Here is a 17,643-nt window from a genome sequence, read left to right as displayed (position 1 = left end):
TCTGACTGTGTTGGTGACGGTGTCGGAGAGCGGATTGCTTCATTGTGCACCCTCAGCACACTAGTAGCGCCCCCTGACTTATGCGAGGCCATCTCGGGGGTTCCCTGCGGAAGATGCCGTGCGCACGGCATCTTCGGCAGCTTAGCCCCGTAATGGGCCTTGCAATGGTCGGAGGAACTTAGGCGATGCCTGCCTGGCGCTCCGCACTCTCCACGACGTTCGCGAGCAGCATGGCACGGGTCATCGGCCCCACGCCGCCCGGGTTCGGGGACAGCCAAGCGGCGACGTCGGCAGCTGCCGGGTCAACATCTCCGGTAACAACAGCCTTACCGTTGCCGTCGTCCACACGGCTGACGCCGACGTCGAGCACTATTGCGCCCGGCTTGAGGTCTTCAGCCTTGATCATGTGCGGCACGCCGGCAGCTGCAATCACGACGTCGGCCTGCTTGAGTTCCGCGGGCAGGTCCACCGTTCCGGTGTGGGCCAGGATGACCGTGGCGTTAACTTCCTTGCGGGTCAACAGGAGGCCGATGGGGCGGCCGATGGTGACGCCGCGGCCCACCACCAGGACGCGCTTGCCCTTGAGTTCAATGTTGTGGCGGCGGAGCAGCTCCACGCAGCCCTTGGGCGTGCAGGGCAGCGGGGACTTCATCTCGCCGTTGACGTTGGCCACCAGGCGGCCAAGGTTCATGGGGTGCAGGCCGTCGGCGTCCTTGTCAGGGTCCATGGCTTCGAGGATGACGTCCTGGTCGATGTGCTTGGGGAGCGGCAGCTGGACGATGTAGCCGGTGCATTCCGGGTTGTCGTTGAGCTCCCGGACAACCTCCAGGAGGTCTTCCTGGCTGATGTCCTCGGGGAGGTCGCGGCGGATGGACTGGATGCCAACCTCGGCGCAGTCCTTGTGCTTGCCGCCGACGTACCAGGTGCTGCCGGGGTCGGAACCCACCAGAATGGTGCCCAGGCCGGGGACGATTCCCCTCGCGGCCAGGACGGAAACGCGAGTGGTCAGTTCTGCCTTGATGGCTGCGGCGGTGGCCTTGCCGTCAAGGATCTGTGCGGTGGACTGTGTCATTCCATCTGCTCTTTCTGGTGGGTGACCTAATGGCTCATGCCAACGGGACCCGCCGCCGTAGGTGTGGCGGCGGATCCCGTCAGCTCCGGTTCAGTGCCCGGGAAATGCGTTACTTAGCCGCGGAAACGCGGATTTACCACTGCTCGTGCTGCGGGTACAGCGGGAAGTCAGCGGCCAGTTTGTCGACGCGGGCCTGGAGGCTTTCGACGTCGGCCGAGGTACCGGCCTTGAGCGCGGCGGCGATGATCTCGGCGACCTCGGTGAACTCGGCAGCACCGAATCCGCGGGTGGCCAAGGCAGGGGTACCAATGCGGAGGCCGGAGGTGACCATCGGCGGGCGGGGGTCGAACGGAACAGAGTTGCGGTTCACGGTGATGCCCACGGAGTGCAGGAGGTCCTCGGCCTGCTGGCCATCCAGCTGCGAGTTGCGCAGGTCAACCAGGACCAAGTGAACGTCGGTGCCACCGGTGAGGACGGAGACGCCGGCTTCGGCAACATCGGCCTGGTTCAGGCGGTCAGCGATGATCTTGGCACCTTCGAGGACACGCTCCTGGCGCTCCTTGAACTCTTCGCCACCGGCGATCTTGAACGCAACAGCCTTGGCCGCGATCACGTGCATGAGCGGCCCGCCCTGCTGGCCCGGGAAGACGCTGGAGTTGAGCTTCTTGGCCCACTCCTGCTTGCCAAGGATCACACCGGAACGGGGGCCGGCCAGGGTCTTGTGGACCGTGGAGGTGACGACGTCGGAGTACGGCACCGGGCTCGGGTGCAGGCCCGCTGCAACCAGGCCGGCAAAGTGCGCCATGTCCGTCCACAGGAGTGCGCCGACTTCGTCGGCGATGGAGCGGAAGGCAGCGAAATCGAGGTGCCGCGGGTAGGCGGACCAGCCGGCGATGATGACCTGCGGCTTCTCGGCGATGGCCTGCTCGCGGAGCTTGTCCATGTCGATGCGGAAGTTGTCCTCTTCAACCTGGTAAGCAGCTACGTTGTAGAGCTTGCCGGAGAAGTTGAGCTTCATGCCGTGGGTCAGGTGGCCACCGTGTGCCAGCGAGAGGCCCAGGATCTTGTCGCCCGGGGTGATCATGGCGGAGAGCGCTGCAGCGTTTGCCTGGGCACCGGAGTGCGGCTGGACGTTGGCGTACTCGGCGCCGAAGAGTTCCTTGACGCGGTCGATCGCAAGCTGCTCGGCGACGTCGACGTATTCACAACCGCCGTAGTAGCGGCGGCCCGGGTAGCCCTCGGCATACTTGTTGGTCAGGACGGAGCCCTGAGCTTCCATGACGGCGCGGGGGGCGAAGTTTTCGGACGCAATCATTTCCAGGGTGCCGCGCTGGCGGCCGAGTTCCTGGTTGAGGACTGCTGCGATCTCGGGATCGAGATCGGCGAGCGACTGGTTGCTGACAGACGCGGAAGTGGTTGTGGTAGTCACGGAAATCTCCTGGCTAGGCAACGGGTGGTGCTACAGGTCAGGCTACCGGCAGCAGCATTCCCGCGTCCCCTTTTTGACGGAGGGATCGGTCACGTGCGTGCAGCGGTAAGACATGACCCTCGGCCCAGGCGTACGATCCGTGGTCTTCATGATTGCCGCTCCCTGGTGGTAGTCCACCCAACGCCAGTTGCGACCCGTTAACAGTACAACAAGGCAGCACAGGTAGGCTTGATCGTGTGACTGAATCCACCGCTTTCGTAGTAACACTTTCCTGCCCCGACCGCCCCGGCATCGTCCACGCGGTAGCCGGAGCCCTGCTTGATGCCGGCTGCAATATCGCCGATTCCCAGCAGTACGGAAGCCCCAGCACAGGCAACTTCTTCATGCGCGTGGAGGCATCGACGTCGTCCTCCCAGGCCGAACTGGCCACGGCCTTGCGGCCGGTAGCTGAATCGTTCGGCATGACCTGGCAAATCAACCCCGTGGGCGAAAAGGTCCGCACCATCATCCTGTGTTCCAAGGATGCGCACTGCCTCAACGACCTTTTGTTCCAGCAGCGCACGGGCACTTTGCCCATTGAGATTCCGGCGATTGTGTCCAACCACCGGGATCTTGAGTCGCTGGCGGAGTTCTACGGCATCCCGTTCCACCACATCCCGGTAACGCCGGAGACCAAGCCGCAGGCCGAGGCGCAACTGCTGAAGCTGATTGCCGAGCACGATGTCGAGCTGACTGTCCTGGCACGGTACATGCAGGTCCTGTCCAACGATTTGTGCACGGAGTTGAACGGCAAGGCCATCAACATCCACCACTCGTTCCTCCCCTCCTTCAAGGGCGCCAAGCCGTACCACCAGGCACACGCACGAGGTGTAAAGATCATCGGCGCCACGGCCCACTACGTGACGGCCGACCTCGATGAGGGTCCGATCATCGAGCAGGAAGTCATCCGCGTTGATCACGCGCGCACGGCTGCCCAGTTCGTCCAGATGGGCCGCGACGTCGAAGGCCGTACGCTGGCTCAGGCGGTCCAGTGGCACGCCGAACACCGTGTGCTCCTGGACGGTACCCGGACCGTGGTGTTCAACTAACGCCACTCCTATGCTGGGGGTATGCGGGGCATCCCTGACGCCGACCACGAGGCTGACCTGGCTGTCTTCTACGACCGCCAGGCACCGGTGCGGAACACCCGCGCGCTGACGCCGCACCGGGTTGAGAGCCGGGAGTGGTTCATCCGGCTGTTGAAGTCCGAGCGCCGTCATTCGTTGTTTGAGCTGGGTTGCGGCACTGGGGTTGAGGGCGTGGAGTTCGTCCGCGCCGGCTTGCACTACACCGGCGTGGACCTGTCCTCGGAGAGCGTTCACTTGGCGCGCTCGGCCGGGCTTGAGGCTTCTGTTGCCAGCGGCCGCAGCCTGCCGTTTCCGGATGCAGTCTTTTCAGCCGCCTGGACCATGAGCACTCTCCTGCACGTCCCCAACAGCAGAATTCACGACGTCGTCCGCGAACTTGTGCGGGTCACGGCACCTGGTGCGCCAATCGCCGTCGGACTCTGGTCAGGTGAGGATTGCGAAGTCTTGAACCCTGAAGACCTTGAGGAACCGCGGCGCTTCTTCAGCCGTCGCAGCGACGAAACCGTGCAGCGTATTTTTGGCGAGCACGGTTCGGTGGAGCACTTCCGGACGTGGCCGGAGGGCGTGGGAGTGGAATCCGGGCCGGGCGCAGGAAACTGGTCCCAGCACTATCAATTCCTGGTCCTCCGCACCCCTGCACCCAACTGAGTCGCAGCAGAGCGCGTTTTGAGCGCTCAAAACGCGCTCTGCTGCGACTCAGTTGGGAACTAAGCTGACTCCATGGCTCCCTCTTACACTTTCGCCGGGGATACCCCGGCCATCCATGAAACCGCCTTCGTGGCGCCCACGGCTTCCATTATTGGCAAGGCCACGTTGGCCGAGGACTCGAGCGCTTTCTACGGCGTCTCCGTCCGCGCCGATACAGCGGCCATCAGCGTCGGCGCAGGGTCCAACCTCCAGGACAACGTAGTCCTCCACGCCGACCCCGGCTTCCCCTGCACGGTAGGCGAACGCGTCTCCGTGGGGCACAGCGCTGTGGTCCATGGATGCACTGTGGAGGACGACTGCCTCATCGGCATGAGCGCCACCATCCTCAACGGCGCGGTGATTGGCACTGGCTCGCTCATCGCTGCCGGGGCCGTGGTGTTGGAAGGCACTGTCATTCCCCCGCGCTCACTGGTTGCGGGTGTACCTGCAAAGGTCCGCCGTGAACTCACCGACGAAGAGTTCGAGGGCGTCAAGCACAACGCCGCGCATTACAAGGAACTCGCTGCGGCGCACAGGGAGATGCACGCTTAAACGCCGAATACGAGGCCCGCTCTGTGCCCTAACCTGAGGGTTTAGGGCGCAGAGCGGGCCTCGTAACGTAAGGAGACTAGTCCAGGGAGATCGGGCCGAGCTCGTCCAGCAGGTCACCTGGCCCCGGGTTTCCGGCAGCGGACGAACCGCCCAGGTGATTCACCACTCCCCACACTGCATTCAGGCCCGTGGTCACGGCACCCTCGGCCCAGCCAGCGGTGAAGGACACGTCATCGCCCGCGAGGAAGATGCCGCGCTGGTGCTCCGGCAGCTGGTCCTGCTTGAAGTGCGTGAACAGGCGCTGCTGGTACCGGTAGTGGCCGGGCAGGTTGGCCTTGAACGCACCCATGAAGTTGGGATCCGCTTCCCAGGACACCGTGATCGGTTGCCCCACGATGTGGCTCGCAATGTCTACGCCCGGGTAGATCTGTTCCAAGGAGTGCAACATCAGCTTCACGCGCTCGTCCGCTGTCAGGGCCAGCCATTTCAGGGCGTCGTCGTTCCATGTGTAGGACAGGAGCATGACGGCGGGCTTGTCAGGACCGTCGTCGAGCAAGTATGTGGCCCGGTTGAGGCGGTCGGTGAGCGTCATGGACAGGACCTCGCGCCCGGTCTCGGGATCGATGTCCTTCCAGAACGGGCGGTCCACCATCACGAAGGTCTTTGAAGACTGCATGTAATGCGAGCGTTCGATCGCGGTCCACAGCCCGGCCGGGAACAGCGCTTCCTCGGTGTGGATGCGTGTGGACAGCAGCCAGGACTGGCAGGTGGTCACCACGGCCTGGTAGGTGGCTTCGCGTCCCCAGTTCTCGCGGACCAGGAGGTCACCGTTCTCTACCCGGCGGATGTTGTCCACGGCTCCGCGGGGCGAGCCGGAGTGCAGCGACGCCAGGGACGTGCCCTCGGGCCAGTACTTAAGGTCCGACGGCGCGTGGTTCCAGAGTGCCTCAGGGAGCCTTTGCGCTCCTCCGGCAATGGAGCGGTGCTGGTCGTCGGCATCTGTGTAGACCACGCGGAGGATTTCGAGGATGGAGTTGGGGAAATCGGTGTCCCAACCGCCGGTACCGAAGCCCACCTGGCCGAAGGCCTCGCGGTGAGCAAAACCGGCCTCTTTGAAGGATTTGCTGGCGGCGATGAAACCGTAGAAGGTCTGCTCGTCCAGCTCCGGCAAGAGCGCGTTCCAGAGTTCCTTGATCCGCTTGGTGTCGCGGGCCTTGATGGCTTCCTGCATCTCAGCGAAGGCGGCGCCATCGTTGACTGCTGCTTTCCAGGCGTCGGCTACTTCCAGGAAGAACTCCGGCAGCTCGTCAGCCGTGGTGGCGTAGTGCTTCTTGCCCGCGAGTTCGATCACTGTGGAGGAGGTTGCCGGCGCCATGGGGTTCGGGAAGTCCTGGGTGTCCAGGCCAAGCAGGTCCACGTAGTGGTAGAACGCCTTGCCGGAGACCGGGAAGCGCATGCCGCCAAGGTCCGCCACGACCCCGGGAGCTGATGGGAAACTCGCAGTGCGGAGGCGTCCACCAATCTGGTCGGCCTCGTAGATGACGGGCTTGAGGCCAAGTTTCATCAATTCATAGGCGGTCACCAGTCCGGACAGGCCTGCGCCGATGATGGCTACTTCCGTGCCGTAGAGCTCTTCCGGGATTGAGCCGAGCCCATCGGGGTGCGCCAGGTAGTGGTCGTAGCTGAACGGGAAGTCCGGGTTCAGCATGGTGATAGGTGCTCCAGCGGCCGCGTCAGGCGCGCCCGGCTCCTCGATGAGAGGGAGTTCTGTGGCGATGGTCATGAGTTTGCTGCTTTCACAGGTTCCGGGCTCACGGCCCTGGTGGTTAGTTCACGGTAGTCCTGCTCGCTGAGCGCGGCTACCTTTGAGTTCCGGCGTCCATAGCCGAAGTAAATGGCGACGCCCACCAGCATCCAGATACCGAAGGTGATCCAGGTATCGGCGCCCAGGTTGAGCATCAAATATGCGCACATCAGGGTGCCCAGGATTGGCGTGATCGGGTACAGCGGGACCCGGAAGCTGCGCTTCAGGTCGGGCCGGTTGCGTCGCAGGTAGATGACGGCCACGTTGACCAGCGCGAACGCGAAGAGCGTACCGATGCTTGTTGCGTCCGCCAAGGCTCCCAGCGGGACCAAGCCTGCGGTGAGGGCGACGGCGGTACCGATGATCAGCGTGCCGGCCACCGGAGTGCCGGTGCGGCGGGAAACGCGGCCGAAGATTTTGGGAACCATGCCGTCGCGGGACATGGAGAGCATGATGCGGGTTTGTCCGTAGAGCACGGTCAGCACGATGCTTGCGATGGCCAGTACAGCACCTACCGAGAAGACCAGGGCGATCCATGGCCGGCCGGTGATCTCGTGCAGGATCTGAACCAGTGCAGCTTCTGTGCCGTCGAACCAACCCCACGGGCGGGCGCCGATGGCTGCAACGGCAACCAGGACGTAGATGGTGGTCACGATGACCATGGAGAGCATGATGGCCCGGGGCAGGTCGCGCTTGGGGTTCCTGGCTTCCTCGCCGGCGGTGGAAGCGGCGTCGAAGCCGATGTAGGAGAAGAAAACGCTGGATGCGGCGGCGGAAACACCGGCGGCGCCCATGGGCAGCAGCGGCTCGAAGTTGCCGGCATTGAAAGCGGTGAAGGCTACTGCGCAGAAGAAGATCAGGATGCCCACCTTGATCACGACGATCGCTGTGTTGATCCACGCACTCTCACGGGCACCACGGACCAGCAGGAGCATAGCCAGGATCACGATCACCATGGCGGGCACGTTCACCAGCCCGCCGTCCCCTGGCGGCTGGCTCATCGCGTCCGGCAGGAACTGGCCAAACGCGGCGAGGGTCTCGTTGACATACTGGCCGGCGCCCACGGCAACGGCTGCCACGGAGACCGCGTACTCCAGCACCAGGCACCATCCACAAATCCAGGCCATGCCCTCGCCCATGGTGGCGTAAGAGTAGGAGTAGGACGAGCCTGCCACCGGAACGAGCCCAGCCATTTCGGCATAGGAAACAGCGGAAAGCAGCGCGGCGAGTCCGGCAATGACGAACGAGATCCAGATGGCCGGACCGGCCAGCGGCACTGATTCGCCGAGGATCACCAGGATGCCGGTGCCGAGCGTAGCTCCGACGCTGATCATGGTGAGTTGGAAGACGCCAAAGCTGCGGACCAGCGGCGTTCCGCCTTCGCCGCTACCGGCTTCGCTGACCATCTGGCCAATTGGCTTGCGGCGCAGGAGTTGCGCGCCGAGGCTCGGCCTGGCGGCGCTTGCCGCGGCCGGGTTTTTGGTGTTCACAGGCACAGTCACCCTTGACGTCCCTTCAAAGTAGTTTCGATTTCCCCTCCACAAGACTGGCATGTGAGCCACCTCTCACCGCGGTGCAAAATGACCTATAGTGTTCAACCATGAGACGTAATGCACACTATCAAGAGGCTGCCGCTGCAGCCCTTTCCGGGCAGGTCAACGTGGACCTGTCTGCCATTTCAGACAACGTCAAGGCCCTGAAAAATCGCACCGAGGCGCCGTACTTCATGGCCGTAGTCAAGGGCAACGCCTACGGCCACGGCCTGGTGGAAGTTGCTCGCACCGCCGTGGAAGCTGGTGCAGACTGGCTTGGCACAGCCCAGCTCAGTGAAGCAATCGCACTCCGCCAAGCGGGCATCACCGTTCCCATACTGTCGTGGCTGTATCTGGCATCCCAGACAAGCGCCACCATTCTTGAGGCACTGGAAAACGACGTTGATGTGTCCCTTGGAAGCGTCAGCCAACTGGAGGTGCTGGCAGGCATCGCGAAACGCCTTGGCCGTCCCGCCGTCGTGCATTTGGAACTGGACAGCGGCCTCAGCCGCGGCGGTGCACGAAAGGAAGACTGGGCTGAACTTGTGGCGCACGCACGGCAAGCTGAGCTGGACGGGACCCTCCGTGTTCGAGGCCTCTGGACCCACCTGGCCTGGGCCGATGTCCCCGCGCACCCCGGTAACGCCACCGCCGTCGCGGAGTTCGAGGACGCCGTTCACCAAGCGCGCGAGGCAGGACTGAGCCCCGACCTCAGGCATGTTTCCAGTTCTGCCAACATCCTGGACCGGCCGGAGTTCCACTTCGACATGGTCCGCGCGGGACTGGCCATTTACGGGCTTGCCCCGGCCGATCACCTGAACCCGGCTGACTTTGGCCTGCGCCCGGCGCTCAGCGTTACGGCGCCGCTGGTCATGGTCAAGAAGGTCCCGGCAGGCACAGGCGTCAGCTACGAACACCAGGCCATCACCTACGAACCGCGCTACCTCGGGCTCATCCCGCTCGGTTACGCGGACGGTATCCCCAAGGGCATCAGCGGCCGCTCCGTTGTGAACGTGGCCGGACGCGCGGTGCCGGTGATCGGCAAGGTCTGCATGGACCAGTTCATGGTGGACCTCGGACCGGACGCTTCGGGAATCGACGTCGGGGACACCGCAGTGTTGTTCGGTGACCCGGCATGCGGGGCGGCGAGCGCCGACGACTGGGGTGCCGCGATCGGAAGCCACGGCGACGAGATCATCAACAGGATTGCACCGCGCCTGCCGCGCGCCTATGCAAGCAGCGCCAACCAGGACTCCGCTTACGAGTGCCCCGACTACCAGGAGCCGGCCGCCGCCGGGCAGGGCAATGTCGCCTGAGCCCGCCACCGCCCGCCTGAGTTTTGTCACGCTCGAGCAGTTCCTGGAGCAGCTGCCGCCGGAGTTGAAAATGCTTCACGACGGCGGCAGCGGGACCTCGCTGCTGCGGTGGGTGGAACCCAGTGAGCTCGAAGACCCTACGCCGTACCTGCCGGAGGGCGAGTTCCTCCTCACCGCCGGGTTGCCCTTCCTTGGGAAGGGCGGCTCGGCGGCCAAGGTGGACGCCTACGTACGGCGGCTCGTGGGTGCCAAGGTTGCGGCCCTCGGCTTCGGTATCAGGCCCTATTTCGACGCCGTCCCGGACGTCCTGCTGGACGCTTGCCGCAAGCACAACCTCACGTTGTTCGAGGTACCGGAGTCTGTGCCTTTCGCGGCGATTGGCTTGGAGTTCTCCCAGCTTCTGGAAACTGACAACGCGCGGGTCTTCCGGCAACTGGCCGACACCAACCGCCAACTCATGCGGGCGGTACTCTCCCCCCGGCCCGAACATGAACTGTTGGCCGCCCTGGTGCAGAGGGTGCCCGTGTGGGCTGTTCTGGTGGGCGCTGACGGACGGGTCCGTGCCCGGGGGCACAACGCCGGCGGCAGCAGCGGCGTCGAGCATTCCTTGTTGACACCCCTCCTGGAGCGGTTGCTGTCCGGCAGCGGTCCACGGGTGGAGATGGACGGTTTCGAACAGCCGGGTTCGGAATTGGTGTTCGGACACCCATTGCGCAGCACTAAGGATGCCAACCTTGGCGCTTTGATCCTCGGTTCGGATGCACCGCTGACGCCTGCGCAAAACAATGTGGTGCAGTCAGCCGTGGGCTTGCTGGAGTTGTTGGTGAGGCAACGGACCAGTGGCTCGTTGGCACCTAGCCAGCTGGCTACGGCTGTTTTGCTGCACCCGGATTCGGTTGCGTTGGGTGGCACTAAACATGTCAACGGGCTCAAGGACCTGCTGGCGCAGAGCCTGTCTTCCACTCGTTCGGCGCAGATGCGGGTGGTGCAGGGCATCAGGGTGGACGGAGCGGCAGACGACGGACCGGTGAGGGAACTACTGCAGTGGCGGAGGCTGTTCGATACCAAACTGGTGGAAATTACCGAGTACGGTTTCGCGGCCATTACCCGCTTGAGGGTGGACGATTCCTTGCTGGCCGACGTGGAGAAGCTGGGCTGGCGGCTGGTCATCGGGGAACCAACCGAGCTCCTTGGACTCCAAGCGGCCTACCAACGTGCAAGCTCCCTGCGAAGCCGCGTTCTTTCCACGGGCAAGAGCGCCCGCGTTGATGAGGTCACGTGGTCTGTCTCAGGTCTGCTGGGCCGCGAAGCCGGGACCATGCTGGCCGAACGACTCCTTGCACCCGTGCTGGCGCTTGAACCGGACCGTCGGGATCCGCTTCTTGCTGTCTTGCGCGGTTGGCTTAGCGAGAACGGCAGTTGGGACGGCTCGGCCAAGCTGCTGGGGCTGCACCGCAACAGCGTGCGGCGGCAGATCGGCGTGCTCGGCGAGCTGCTTGACATGGACCTCAACCAAGCCCAAGTCCGGGCCGAGCTGTGGTTTGCGTTGCAGTACGTGGAGGAGCTGGTCGCTGGCCTTTCCGGTGATTCGACGGGCGACTAGTTGTCCCACTTCTCGTAGAGTTCCGGCCGGCGTTCGCGCAGGTACGGGACTTCTTCGCGTGCCGCTTTTACTGATTCCGTGCCGACCTCCGCGAACAACAGAGTGGCGGACTCCCCCGCAGCGGCAAGCAACGATCCGTCTGGTCCGGCAACAACGCTGCCGCCCAGGAAGTTGTAGATGTCCTCGTGTCCGCTGTGGTTGGCGTAGGCCACGTTGAGTTGGCTTTCCAACGCGCGGGCACGGATAAGGACCTGCGGCACGTTGTCGAACCCGGCGGAAAGGGCAGTCGGCACCAGCAGGAGTTCAGCACCTCGTGTGGCAGCGGCACGGACGGCTTCCGGGAACTCGACGTCGTAGCAAATCAGCATCGATGTGCGGATCCCGTTGAAATCCACGACGGCGGGAGGTTCTTGGGCGCCGACGAACGCCTTATGCTCCTCCGGACCGAAGAGGTGCACTTTGGCGTAGTTGAGGACCTCGTTGCCTGCCGAGTCGAGGAGGGTGGCGGTGATGTGCCAACTCCCTTCGCTTCCCGCTGCCGGTGCCGGAAGGCTATAAACCAAGCCAATGCCGTTGGTCCGGGCGATGCCGGCCAGCCGTTCACGGATGCCGGGGAGCGTAGATGGGTCCAGTTCGGCGTGGAGCCGCAAGGGTGCGTAGCCCACGGGGAACAGCTCCGGGGTGAGGAGCAGCCCGGACCCGGCTTGGGCGGCGCGCTGCGCGGCGTCGTCGATTGTGTGCAGGTTCGCCTCAACGTCCATCACGGAAGCGTTCGCCTGCAGGACTGAGAGCAGCATCATTACCACCTTGGTTTCGCCTGATCCCGATGCCTCATACACGTGCCCGGGACGTTTCTTGCTTCCAGCGTAGGCCCGGGACTTTCTCGGCGGGTGAGGCAATTGGACCCGGGGAACTCCGGATCGGGACGCAATGCACGCCGCTCCCCTGTTGCGAGGCCCGCTCTGCAGGCAAACATGGGTTCATAGTGCGCATAACGGGCCTCACAAGGGGTACATATTTCTCGATCTTGCGTTGGAGTATGTCGGGCAGGGTTGACTCGCTGTGTTCACTTCTTGACTACAAGGTTGCTTGTGGGGCAATCTTCTTGTCATGCCCGCTACGCAGCGCTCAACGAAGAGCCATCCAAGAAAACCCGGCTCGCAGTCCGCTCTGCGACACCTGAATCAGCAACGCATTATCGAGTGCTTGCTGAGCGGGCCGTCTACGCAGGCGGAGCTTTCCCGGCAGACCGGCCTTTCCACGGCCACCATCTCCAACATCGTGAAAATCATGCAGGACGCCGGACTGGTTTCCACCGAGCCGACCACAAGCTCGGGGCGCCGGGCAACCAACGTGAGACTCAACAGCAACGGTGCAGTCGCCGTCGGAATCGACTTCGGTCGCCGGCACCTAAGGGTGGTGTTGGCATCGCTGGGTTACCACGTAATTGCCGAGGATTACATGGAACTCCCGCTAGGCCACCAAGCGGAAGAGGGCATCGCGGCGGCAGTCCCACTCCTTGACAGGCTACTGCGTGAAAATAGCATAGACCGCACCGCAGTGGTGGGAGCAGGTGCCGGCATTCCGGGGCCCATAGACCGCCGCACAGGTACGGTTGCCCAGGGCGCCATCCTTCCCGAATGGGTGGGCATCGACATCCTTCATCGCTTGGAGGAAGCGCTCAACTGCCCTGTCTTTGTTGATAACGACGCCAACCTCGGTGCGTTGTCGGAAGTGACATGGGGCCCGCATAGCGGGGTCTCCAACCTCATGTTCCTCAAGATCGGCTCGGGCATCGGCGCCGGCCTGATCCTTAACGGACTGCCCTATTACGGGAACGTGGGCATCACCGGAGAAATCGGCCATGCCACCATCCATGAACACGGATTGGTGTGCCGCTGCGGCAACCGCGGATGCTTGGAAACCATTGCCTCAACCACCACCATGATCGAACTCTTGGGTCGGGGGCAGGAGAAGCTTCTGACCCCGCAGGACATCGTCCGCAATTGTTTGGCCGGGGACTCCGCCACCCAGCGTGTGGTGGACGATGCCGGACTGGCAGTGGGCCGCGCCTTGGGCAACGTTTCTAATCTGATCAACCCTGAAGTGATCGTCGTCGGTGGACCCTTGGCGGGCCTCGGCGACCTCCTTCTGGACCCCATCCGCCGCGGCCTTGTCCGGCATGCGGTACCCGTGGTGGGAGAAACAACCCACCTCGCGATGTCGTCCCTCGGAGCACGCGCAGAGGCCCTGGGAGCCGCCGCTTTGGTGTTCCAACACGCAGGGATTACCGGTAGGTAACGAAATCGTTAGCTGGATCATGCGTTCAAGTCTTGACGACAAGATGGGTGATCCAGTTTACTTTTTGATCAGACAGCCTCGCCATTGCGGGGCCGACAACGAAGTCATGCATTGGAGGCGTAAGGGCTGATGACATCCCTCGACACGCAAGGTGAACCCATCCTTTTGGAGATGCGTTCCATCACCAAGGAATTTCCCGGAGTGAAGGCCTTGTCGAATGTGAGCCTGCGCGTGATGGCCGGCGAAATCCACGCCATCTGTGGCGAAAACGGTGCCGGCAAATCCACGCTCATGAAAGTTCTGTCCGGCGTTTACGGGTACGGAAGCTACACGGGCGACATCGTGTACCAGGCGGAAACGCAGCAATTCAAGGACATCCGCGCAAGCGAAGCGGCCGGCATCGTGATCATCCACCAGGAACTGGCGCTGATCCCGGAGCTGTCCATCATGGAGAACATCTTCCTGGGCAACGAACCCACCAAGTGGGGAGTGATCGACTGGGCAGAAGCCCGGAAGCGTTCCCTCGAGCTGCTGGCCCGTGTCGGCCTCAGGGAAGATCCCGATACCCCCATCAAGGAAATCGGCGTTGGCAAGCAGCAGCTGGTGGAGATCGCCAAGGCCTTGAACAAGTCCGTGAAGCTCCTGATCCTGGACGAGCCCACCGCCGCGCTGAACGAGTCCGACTCCCAGCACTTGTTGGACCTGATCCTTGGCCTGAAGGGCAAGGGCATCACCTCGATCATCATTTCCCACAAGCTCAACGAGATCGAACAGATCGCGGACGAGATCACCATCATCCGTGACGGTAAGTCCATCGAAACCCTCAACGTCAAGCGTGACGGCGTGGATGAGGACCGCATCATCAAGGGCATGGTGGGCAGGACGCTCGAGTCCCGCTTCCCGGATCACGAACCCAAGATTGGCGAGGTCTTCTTCGAGGTCAAGGACTGGACCGTTGGGCACCCGCAGATCCAGGACCGCTTGATCTGCAAGGGTTCCAACTTCTTTGTGCGCCGCGGCGAAATCGTTGGCTTCGCAGGGCTCATGGGGGCAGGACGCACGGAACTGGCCCGCTCCCTGTTTGGGCATTCCTACGGCCGGTTCATCAAGGGCCAGGTCTACAAGGACGGCAAGCAGGTCAACCTTCGCACCGTTCGTCAAGCGATCGACGCCGGACTCGGCTACGTCACTGAGGACCGGAAGTCCCTGGGCTTGAACCTGCTGGATGACATCAAGACCACCACGGTTTCAGCGGCGCTGAACAAGATCAGCAACTACACGGTAGTGGACACCCGCAAGGAGTTCTCCGTTGCCGAGGAGTACCGGAAATCATTGCGGACCAAGACCCCGTCGGTTGAGGAAGGCGTTGCCAAGCTTTCCGGCGGCAACCAGCAGAAGGTGGTCCTGGCCAAATGGATGTTCACAGACCCGGATCTCCTGATCCTGGACGAACCCACCCGTGGCATTGACGTCGGCGCCAAGTACGAGATCTACGGCATCATCCAGAAGCTGGCGAACCAGGGCAAGGGAGTGATTGTCATTTCCTCGGAGCTTCCTGAGCTCCTGGGCCTGTCCGACCGGATCTACACCATCTTCGAAGGCGCCATCACAGGCGTCCTGGACAAAAACGAAGCAAGCCAGGAAAGCCTGATGAAGCTTATGACGTCCGCACGCAAAGCAGCCTGACCCTTTGGCCTCGCCCCGCCCCTTCCTGACACAAGGACCAAAACAATGAACGCGCTCAAGAAGCTATTTGGTGGCAATACCCGCCAGTTCGGCATGATCTTCGCCCTGGTGGCACTTATCGTCTTCTTCCAGATCTTCACGGACGGCCGTACCCTGACGCCCGGCAACGTGATCAACCTGTTCAACGGCAACTCCTACATCCTGATCCTTGCCATCGGCATGGTCCTGGTCATCATCGCCGGCCACATCGACCTTTCCGTGGGTTCCGTTGCCGCCTTCGTGGGCGTCTTCGTGGCCTTGGCAATGCGCGACTGGGGTCTGCCTTGGTGGGCAGGCGTGCTCTTCGGCCTGCTCCTGGGAGCAGTGATCGGAGCCTGGCAAGGATTCTGGGTGGCGTATGTGGGCATACCAGCCTTCATCGTGACCCTGGCCGGCATGCTGTTGTTCCGTGGCTTCAACCAGTTCGTGGGCAAGTCCAACACCATCCCCGTTCCCCAGGACTTCCAGTTCCTTGGTTCCGGCTACCTGCCCGAGATTGGCCCTAATACAGGCTTCAACAACCTCACCCTGCTGCTGGGCATCATTGCAGCTGCGTTCGTGGTGATCATGTCCCTGCGTGCCCGCGCCACCAGCAAGGCGCTGGGCGCCGAAGTTCCTGAACTTTGGGTCGAGGTCACCAAGCTGGTCCTGATCTGCGGCGCCATCCTCTACGCTACATACCTGTTCGCCACGGGTCGGCCCGGCACGTCCTTCCCGATCCCCGGCCTGATCCTGGCCGTCCTGGTTCTTATCTACGGTTTCATCGCTGACAAGACCGTCCTCGGCCGTCACGTCTACGCAGTGGGTGGCAACCGCCACGCAGCTGAGCTGTCCGGCGTGCAGTCCAAGAAGGTCAACTTCCTGGTCATGATGAACATGTCCGTCCTGGCTGGCCTGGCAGGCATGATCTTCGTTGGACGTTCCACCGCTTCCGGTCCGTTCGACGGCGTCGGTTGGGAACTGGACGCCATTGCGGCAGTCTTCATCGGTGGCGCAGCCGTCACCGGTGGTGTTGGCACCGTGATCGGCTCGATCGTTGGTGGCCTGGTCATGGCTGTCCTCAACAACGGCCTCCAGCTGCTGGGCGTCGGCGCCGACCTCACCCAGATCATCAAGGGCCTGGTGCTCCTTGCAGCAGTCGCCTTCGATGTTTACAACAAGTCGCAGGGCAAGCGGTCCATTACCGGGCTGCTCATGAAGAACTTCCAGCGCAACAACGAGATCAAGCCCGACGAAACCACCTCCACCAAAGAGGTCATCTCCAAGGAAGCGTAAACCGCTCCCTGAAAGACTCGCTCCACCCCACCCACACAGAAAGTGAACCAAGATATGCGAATGTTTGGTAAAGCAGGAAAGGCAGCAGCAGTCGCTGCCATCGCGGCACTGGCGCTGACAGCCTGCGGCCGCAGTGACAGCGGCTCAAGCAGCAGCACAGCAGGCGGGGAAGCGTTCCCCAAGGACTCAATGATCGGCGTCGCACTTCCGCAGAAGACCAGTGAAAACTGGGTCCTCGCGGAGAAGCTGTTCAACGATGGCCTCAGCAGCGCCGGGTTCAAGCCCGACGTCCAGTTCGCCAACGGCGGCGTGTCCGAGCAGCAGAACCAGATCAGCGCCATGGTCACCAAGGGTGCCAAGGTGATCATCGTGGGAGCCATCGACGGCGCCCAGCTGGGTACGCAGCTCAAGCAGGCCAAGGACTCCGGCGCCACAGTCATCGCCTACGACCGTCTGCTTCTCAACACCGAGAACGTGGATTACTACGTGGCGTACGACAACTTCAAGGTTGGTGAACTCCAGGGCCAGGCGCTGTTGGACGGTATGAAGGCCAAGAAGCCTTCCGGCCCGTACAACATCGAGCTCTTTGCCGGTTCCCCCGACGATGCCAACGCGAAGGTCTTCTTTGACGGCGCCATGAGCGTCCTGAAGCCGAAGATCGACGACGGAACCCTCAAGGTTGTCTCCGGCCAGACCTCGTTCGAGCAGGCTGTTACTCAGGGTTGGAAGGCAGAGAACGCCCAGCGTCGCGCTGACACGCTGCTCACCGGCAGCTACGGCACCGCTTCCCTGGACGGTGTCCTCTCCCCGAACGACACCTTGGCCCGCGCAGTCCTGACGTCCGTCAAGGCCGCCGGCAAGCCGCTGCCCGTCGTGACCGGCCAGGACTCCGAAGTTGAGTCCGTGAAGTCGATCATCGCAGGCGAACAGTACTCCACCATCAACAAGGACACCCGCAAACTCGTTGAGCACGCCATCACCATGGTGAAGGACCTCCAGGCCGGCAAGGAACTGGAAATCAACGACAAGGATTCCTACAAGAACGGCGTCAAGACCGTCCCGGCATTCCTCTTGCCTCCGCAGATCGTTACGGCAGAGAACGTCAAGACGGCTTACGTTGACGATCCGGTACTCGGCCCGATCACCAAGTAAGTGGTTACCAAGTAAGTGGTCACCAAGTAACACCGCTTAAGAGCAGCAAGCCCCGGCCCGCCAATTCG

At 62.8% G+C, this 17,643-nt stretch carries 14 protein-coding genes; 9 read left to right on the top strand and 5 right to left on the bottom strand.

Translation table 11 applies throughout. From position 1 onward, the window contains the following. Positions 1-178: 178 nt before the first annotated feature. Together ACNAOT_RS06425 and glyA are read right to left on the bottom strand one after the other, a co-directional pair. On the bottom strand, positions 179-1,072 hold the full coding sequence (locus tag ACNAOT_RS06425) for a bifunctional methylenetetrahydrofolate dehydrogenase/methenyltetrahydrofolate cyclohydrolase (protein ID WP_420180458.1): 894 nt from the start codon (positions 1,070-1,072) through the stop codon (positions 179-181). Positions 1,073-1,205: 133 nt separating this feature from the next. Further along, positions 1,206-2,501, bottom strand: coding sequence for a serine hydroxymethyltransferase (glyA, locus tag ACNAOT_RS06420; protein ID WP_364308261.1), 1,296 nt, complete (start codon positions 2,499-2,501; stop codon positions 1,206-1,208). A gap of 236 nt (positions 2,502-2,737) precedes the next feature. Here glyA and purU point away from each other — a divergent pair, with 236 nt between their 5' ends. The 3 genes from purU (at position 2,738) to ACNAOT_RS06405 (ending at position 4,867) form a co-directional block, all read left to right on the top strand. Beyond that, positions 2,738-3,589, top strand: a complete 852-nt coding sequence (gene purU, locus ACNAOT_RS06415; protein WP_091466029.1) for a formyltetrahydrofolate deformylase — start codon at positions 2,738-2,740, stop codon at positions 3,587-3,589. A 21-nt stretch (positions 3,590-3,610) separates the two neighbouring features. After that, positions 3,611-4,276 carry a class I SAM-dependent methyltransferase gene (locus ACNAOT_RS06410; protein ID WP_420180457.1) on the top strand — a complete coding sequence of 222 codons (666 nt, stop codon included), beginning with the start codon at positions 3,611-3,613 and terminating at the stop codon, positions 4,274-4,276. A 72-nt stretch (positions 4,277-4,348) separates the two neighbouring features. Beyond that, a complete protein-coding gene (locus ACNAOT_RS06405) occupies positions 4,349-4,867 on the top strand; it encodes a gamma carbonic anhydrase family protein (protein WP_091466026.1) in 519 nt (172 codons plus the stop codon). A gap of 76 nt (positions 4,868-4,943) precedes the next feature. Here the strand turns inward: ACNAOT_RS06405 and ACNAOT_RS06400 are convergent, their stop codons facing one another. Beyond that, complete coding sequence (locus tag ACNAOT_RS06400) at positions 4,944-6,650, bottom strand: flavin monoamine oxidase family protein (protein WP_208295752.1); 1,707 nt, start codon at positions 6,648-6,650, stop codon at positions 4,944-4,946. Then, the gene (locus ACNAOT_RS06395; protein ID WP_420181131.1) at positions 6,647-8,077 is read right to left on the bottom strand and encodes an amino acid permease; all 1,431 of its coding nucleotides are present in this window, start codon (positions 8,075-8,077) and stop codon (positions 6,647-6,649) included. The genes ACNAOT_RS06400 and ACNAOT_RS06395 overlap by 4 nt, the downstream gene beginning before the upstream one ends. 194 nt (positions 8,078-8,271) lie before the next feature. On the opposite strand from ACNAOT_RS06395, the gene alr reads away from it, so the two are divergent. Both alr and ACNAOT_RS06385 read left to right on the top strand, forming a co-directional pair. Then, a complete protein-coding gene (gene alr / locus ACNAOT_RS06390) occupies positions 8,272-9,519 on the top strand; it encodes an alanine racemase (protein ID WP_420180456.1) in 1,248 nt (415 codons plus the stop codon). Continuing rightward, positions 9,509-11,122 (top strand): PucR family transcriptional regulator ligand-binding domain-containing protein, encoded by a 1,614-nt coding sequence (locus ACNAOT_RS06385; RefSeq protein WP_420180455.1) that lies wholly within the window; start codon positions 9,509-9,511, stop codon positions 11,120-11,122. The genes alr and ACNAOT_RS06385 overlap by 11 nt, the downstream gene beginning before the upstream one ends. Here ACNAOT_RS06385 and ACNAOT_RS06380 read toward each other — a convergent pair. Next, the gene (locus ACNAOT_RS06380; RefSeq protein WP_420180454.1) at positions 11,119-11,922 is read right to left on the bottom strand and encodes a carbon-nitrogen hydrolase family protein; all 804 of its coding nucleotides are present in this window, start codon (positions 11,920-11,922) and stop codon (positions 11,119-11,121) included. The genes ACNAOT_RS06385 and ACNAOT_RS06380 overlap by 4 nt on opposite strands. A gap of 310 nt (positions 11,923-12,232) precedes the next feature. Here ACNAOT_RS06380 and ACNAOT_RS06375 point away from each other — a divergent pair, with 310 nt between their 5' ends. From ACNAOT_RS06375 to ACNAOT_RS06360, 4 genes are all read left to right on the top strand, one after another. Beyond that, a complete protein-coding gene (locus ACNAOT_RS06375) occupies positions 12,233-13,423 on the top strand; it encodes an ROK family transcriptional regulator (protein ID WP_420180453.1) in 1,191 nt (396 codons plus the stop codon). A gap of 129 nt (positions 13,424-13,552) precedes the next feature. Next, complete coding sequence (mmsA, locus tag ACNAOT_RS06370; protein ID WP_091466016.1) at positions 13,553-15,109, top strand: multiple monosaccharide ABC transporter ATP-binding protein; 1,557 nt, start codon at positions 13,553-13,555, stop codon at positions 15,107-15,109. 45 nt (positions 15,110-15,154) lie between these two features. Beyond that, on the top strand, positions 15,155-16,423 hold the full coding sequence (gene mmsB, locus ACNAOT_RS06365) for a multiple monosaccharide ABC transporter permease (RefSeq protein ID WP_091466014.1): 1,269 nt from the start codon (positions 15,155-15,157) through the stop codon (positions 16,421-16,423). Positions 16,424-16,477: 54 nt separating this feature from the next. Further along, complete coding sequence (locus ACNAOT_RS06360; RefSeq protein ID WP_091466013.1) at positions 16,478-17,575, top strand: sugar-binding protein; 1,098 nt, start codon at positions 16,478-16,480, stop codon at positions 17,573-17,575. The last annotated feature ends 68 nt before the right edge of the window (positions 17,576-17,643 follow it).

Source organism: Paenarthrobacter sp. TA1.8, from assembly GCF_048595705.1.
GTDB classification, from domain to species: Bacteria; Actinomycetota; Actinomycetes; order Actinomycetales; family Micrococcaceae; genus Arthrobacter; species Arthrobacter nitroguajacolicus.
This window is presented reverse-complemented; position numbering and strand designations above follow the sequence as displayed.

Excerpts from the sequence above, each read along its gene's own strand:
- ACNAOT_RS06425 (WP_420180458.1), bottom strand. The coding sequence starts at position 1,072 with ATGACACAGTCCACCGCACAGATCCTTGACGGCAAGGCCACCGCCGCA.
- ACNAOT_RS06410 (WP_420180457.1), top strand. The coding sequence starts at position 3,611 with ATGCGGGGCATCCCTGACGCCGACCACGAGGCTGACCTGGCTGTCTTC.
- ACNAOT_RS06405 (WP_091466026.1), top strand. The coding sequence starts at position 4,349 with ATGGCTCCCTCTTACACTTTCGCCGGGGATACCCCGGCCATCCATGAA.
- ACNAOT_RS06400 (WP_208295752.1), bottom strand. The coding sequence starts at position 6,650 with ATGACCATCGCCACAGAACTCCCTCTCATCGAGGAGCCGGGCGCGCCT.
- ACNAOT_RS06395 (WP_420181131.1), bottom strand. The coding sequence starts at position 8,077 with ATGGTCAGCGAAGCCGGTAGCGGCGAAGGCGGAACGCCGCTGGTCCGC.
- alr (WP_420180456.1), top strand. The coding sequence starts at position 8,272 with ATGAGACGTAATGCACACTATCAAGAGGCTGCCGCTGCAGCCCTTTCC.
- ACNAOT_RS06385 (WP_420180455.1), top strand. The coding sequence starts at position 9,509 with ATGTCGCCTGAGCCCGCCACCGCCCGCCTGAGTTTTGTCACGCTCGAG.
- ACNAOT_RS06380 (WP_420180454.1), bottom strand. The coding sequence starts at position 11,922 with ATGATGCTGCTCTCAGTCCTGCAGGCGAACGCTTCCGTGATGGACGTT.
- ACNAOT_RS06375 (WP_420180453.1), top strand. The coding sequence starts at position 12,233 with ATGCCCGCTACGCAGCGCTCAACGAAGAGCCATCCAAGAAAACCCGGC.
- mmsA (WP_091466016.1), top strand. The coding sequence starts at position 13,553 with ATGACATCCCTCGACACGCAAGGTGAACCCATCCTTTTGGAGATGCGT.
- mmsB (WP_091466014.1), top strand. The coding sequence starts at position 15,155 with ATGAACGCGCTCAAGAAGCTATTTGGTGGCAATACCCGCCAGTTCGGC.
- ACNAOT_RS06360 (WP_091466013.1), top strand. The coding sequence starts at position 16,478 with ATGCGAATGTTTGGTAAAGCAGGAAAGGCAGCAGCAGTCGCTGCCATC.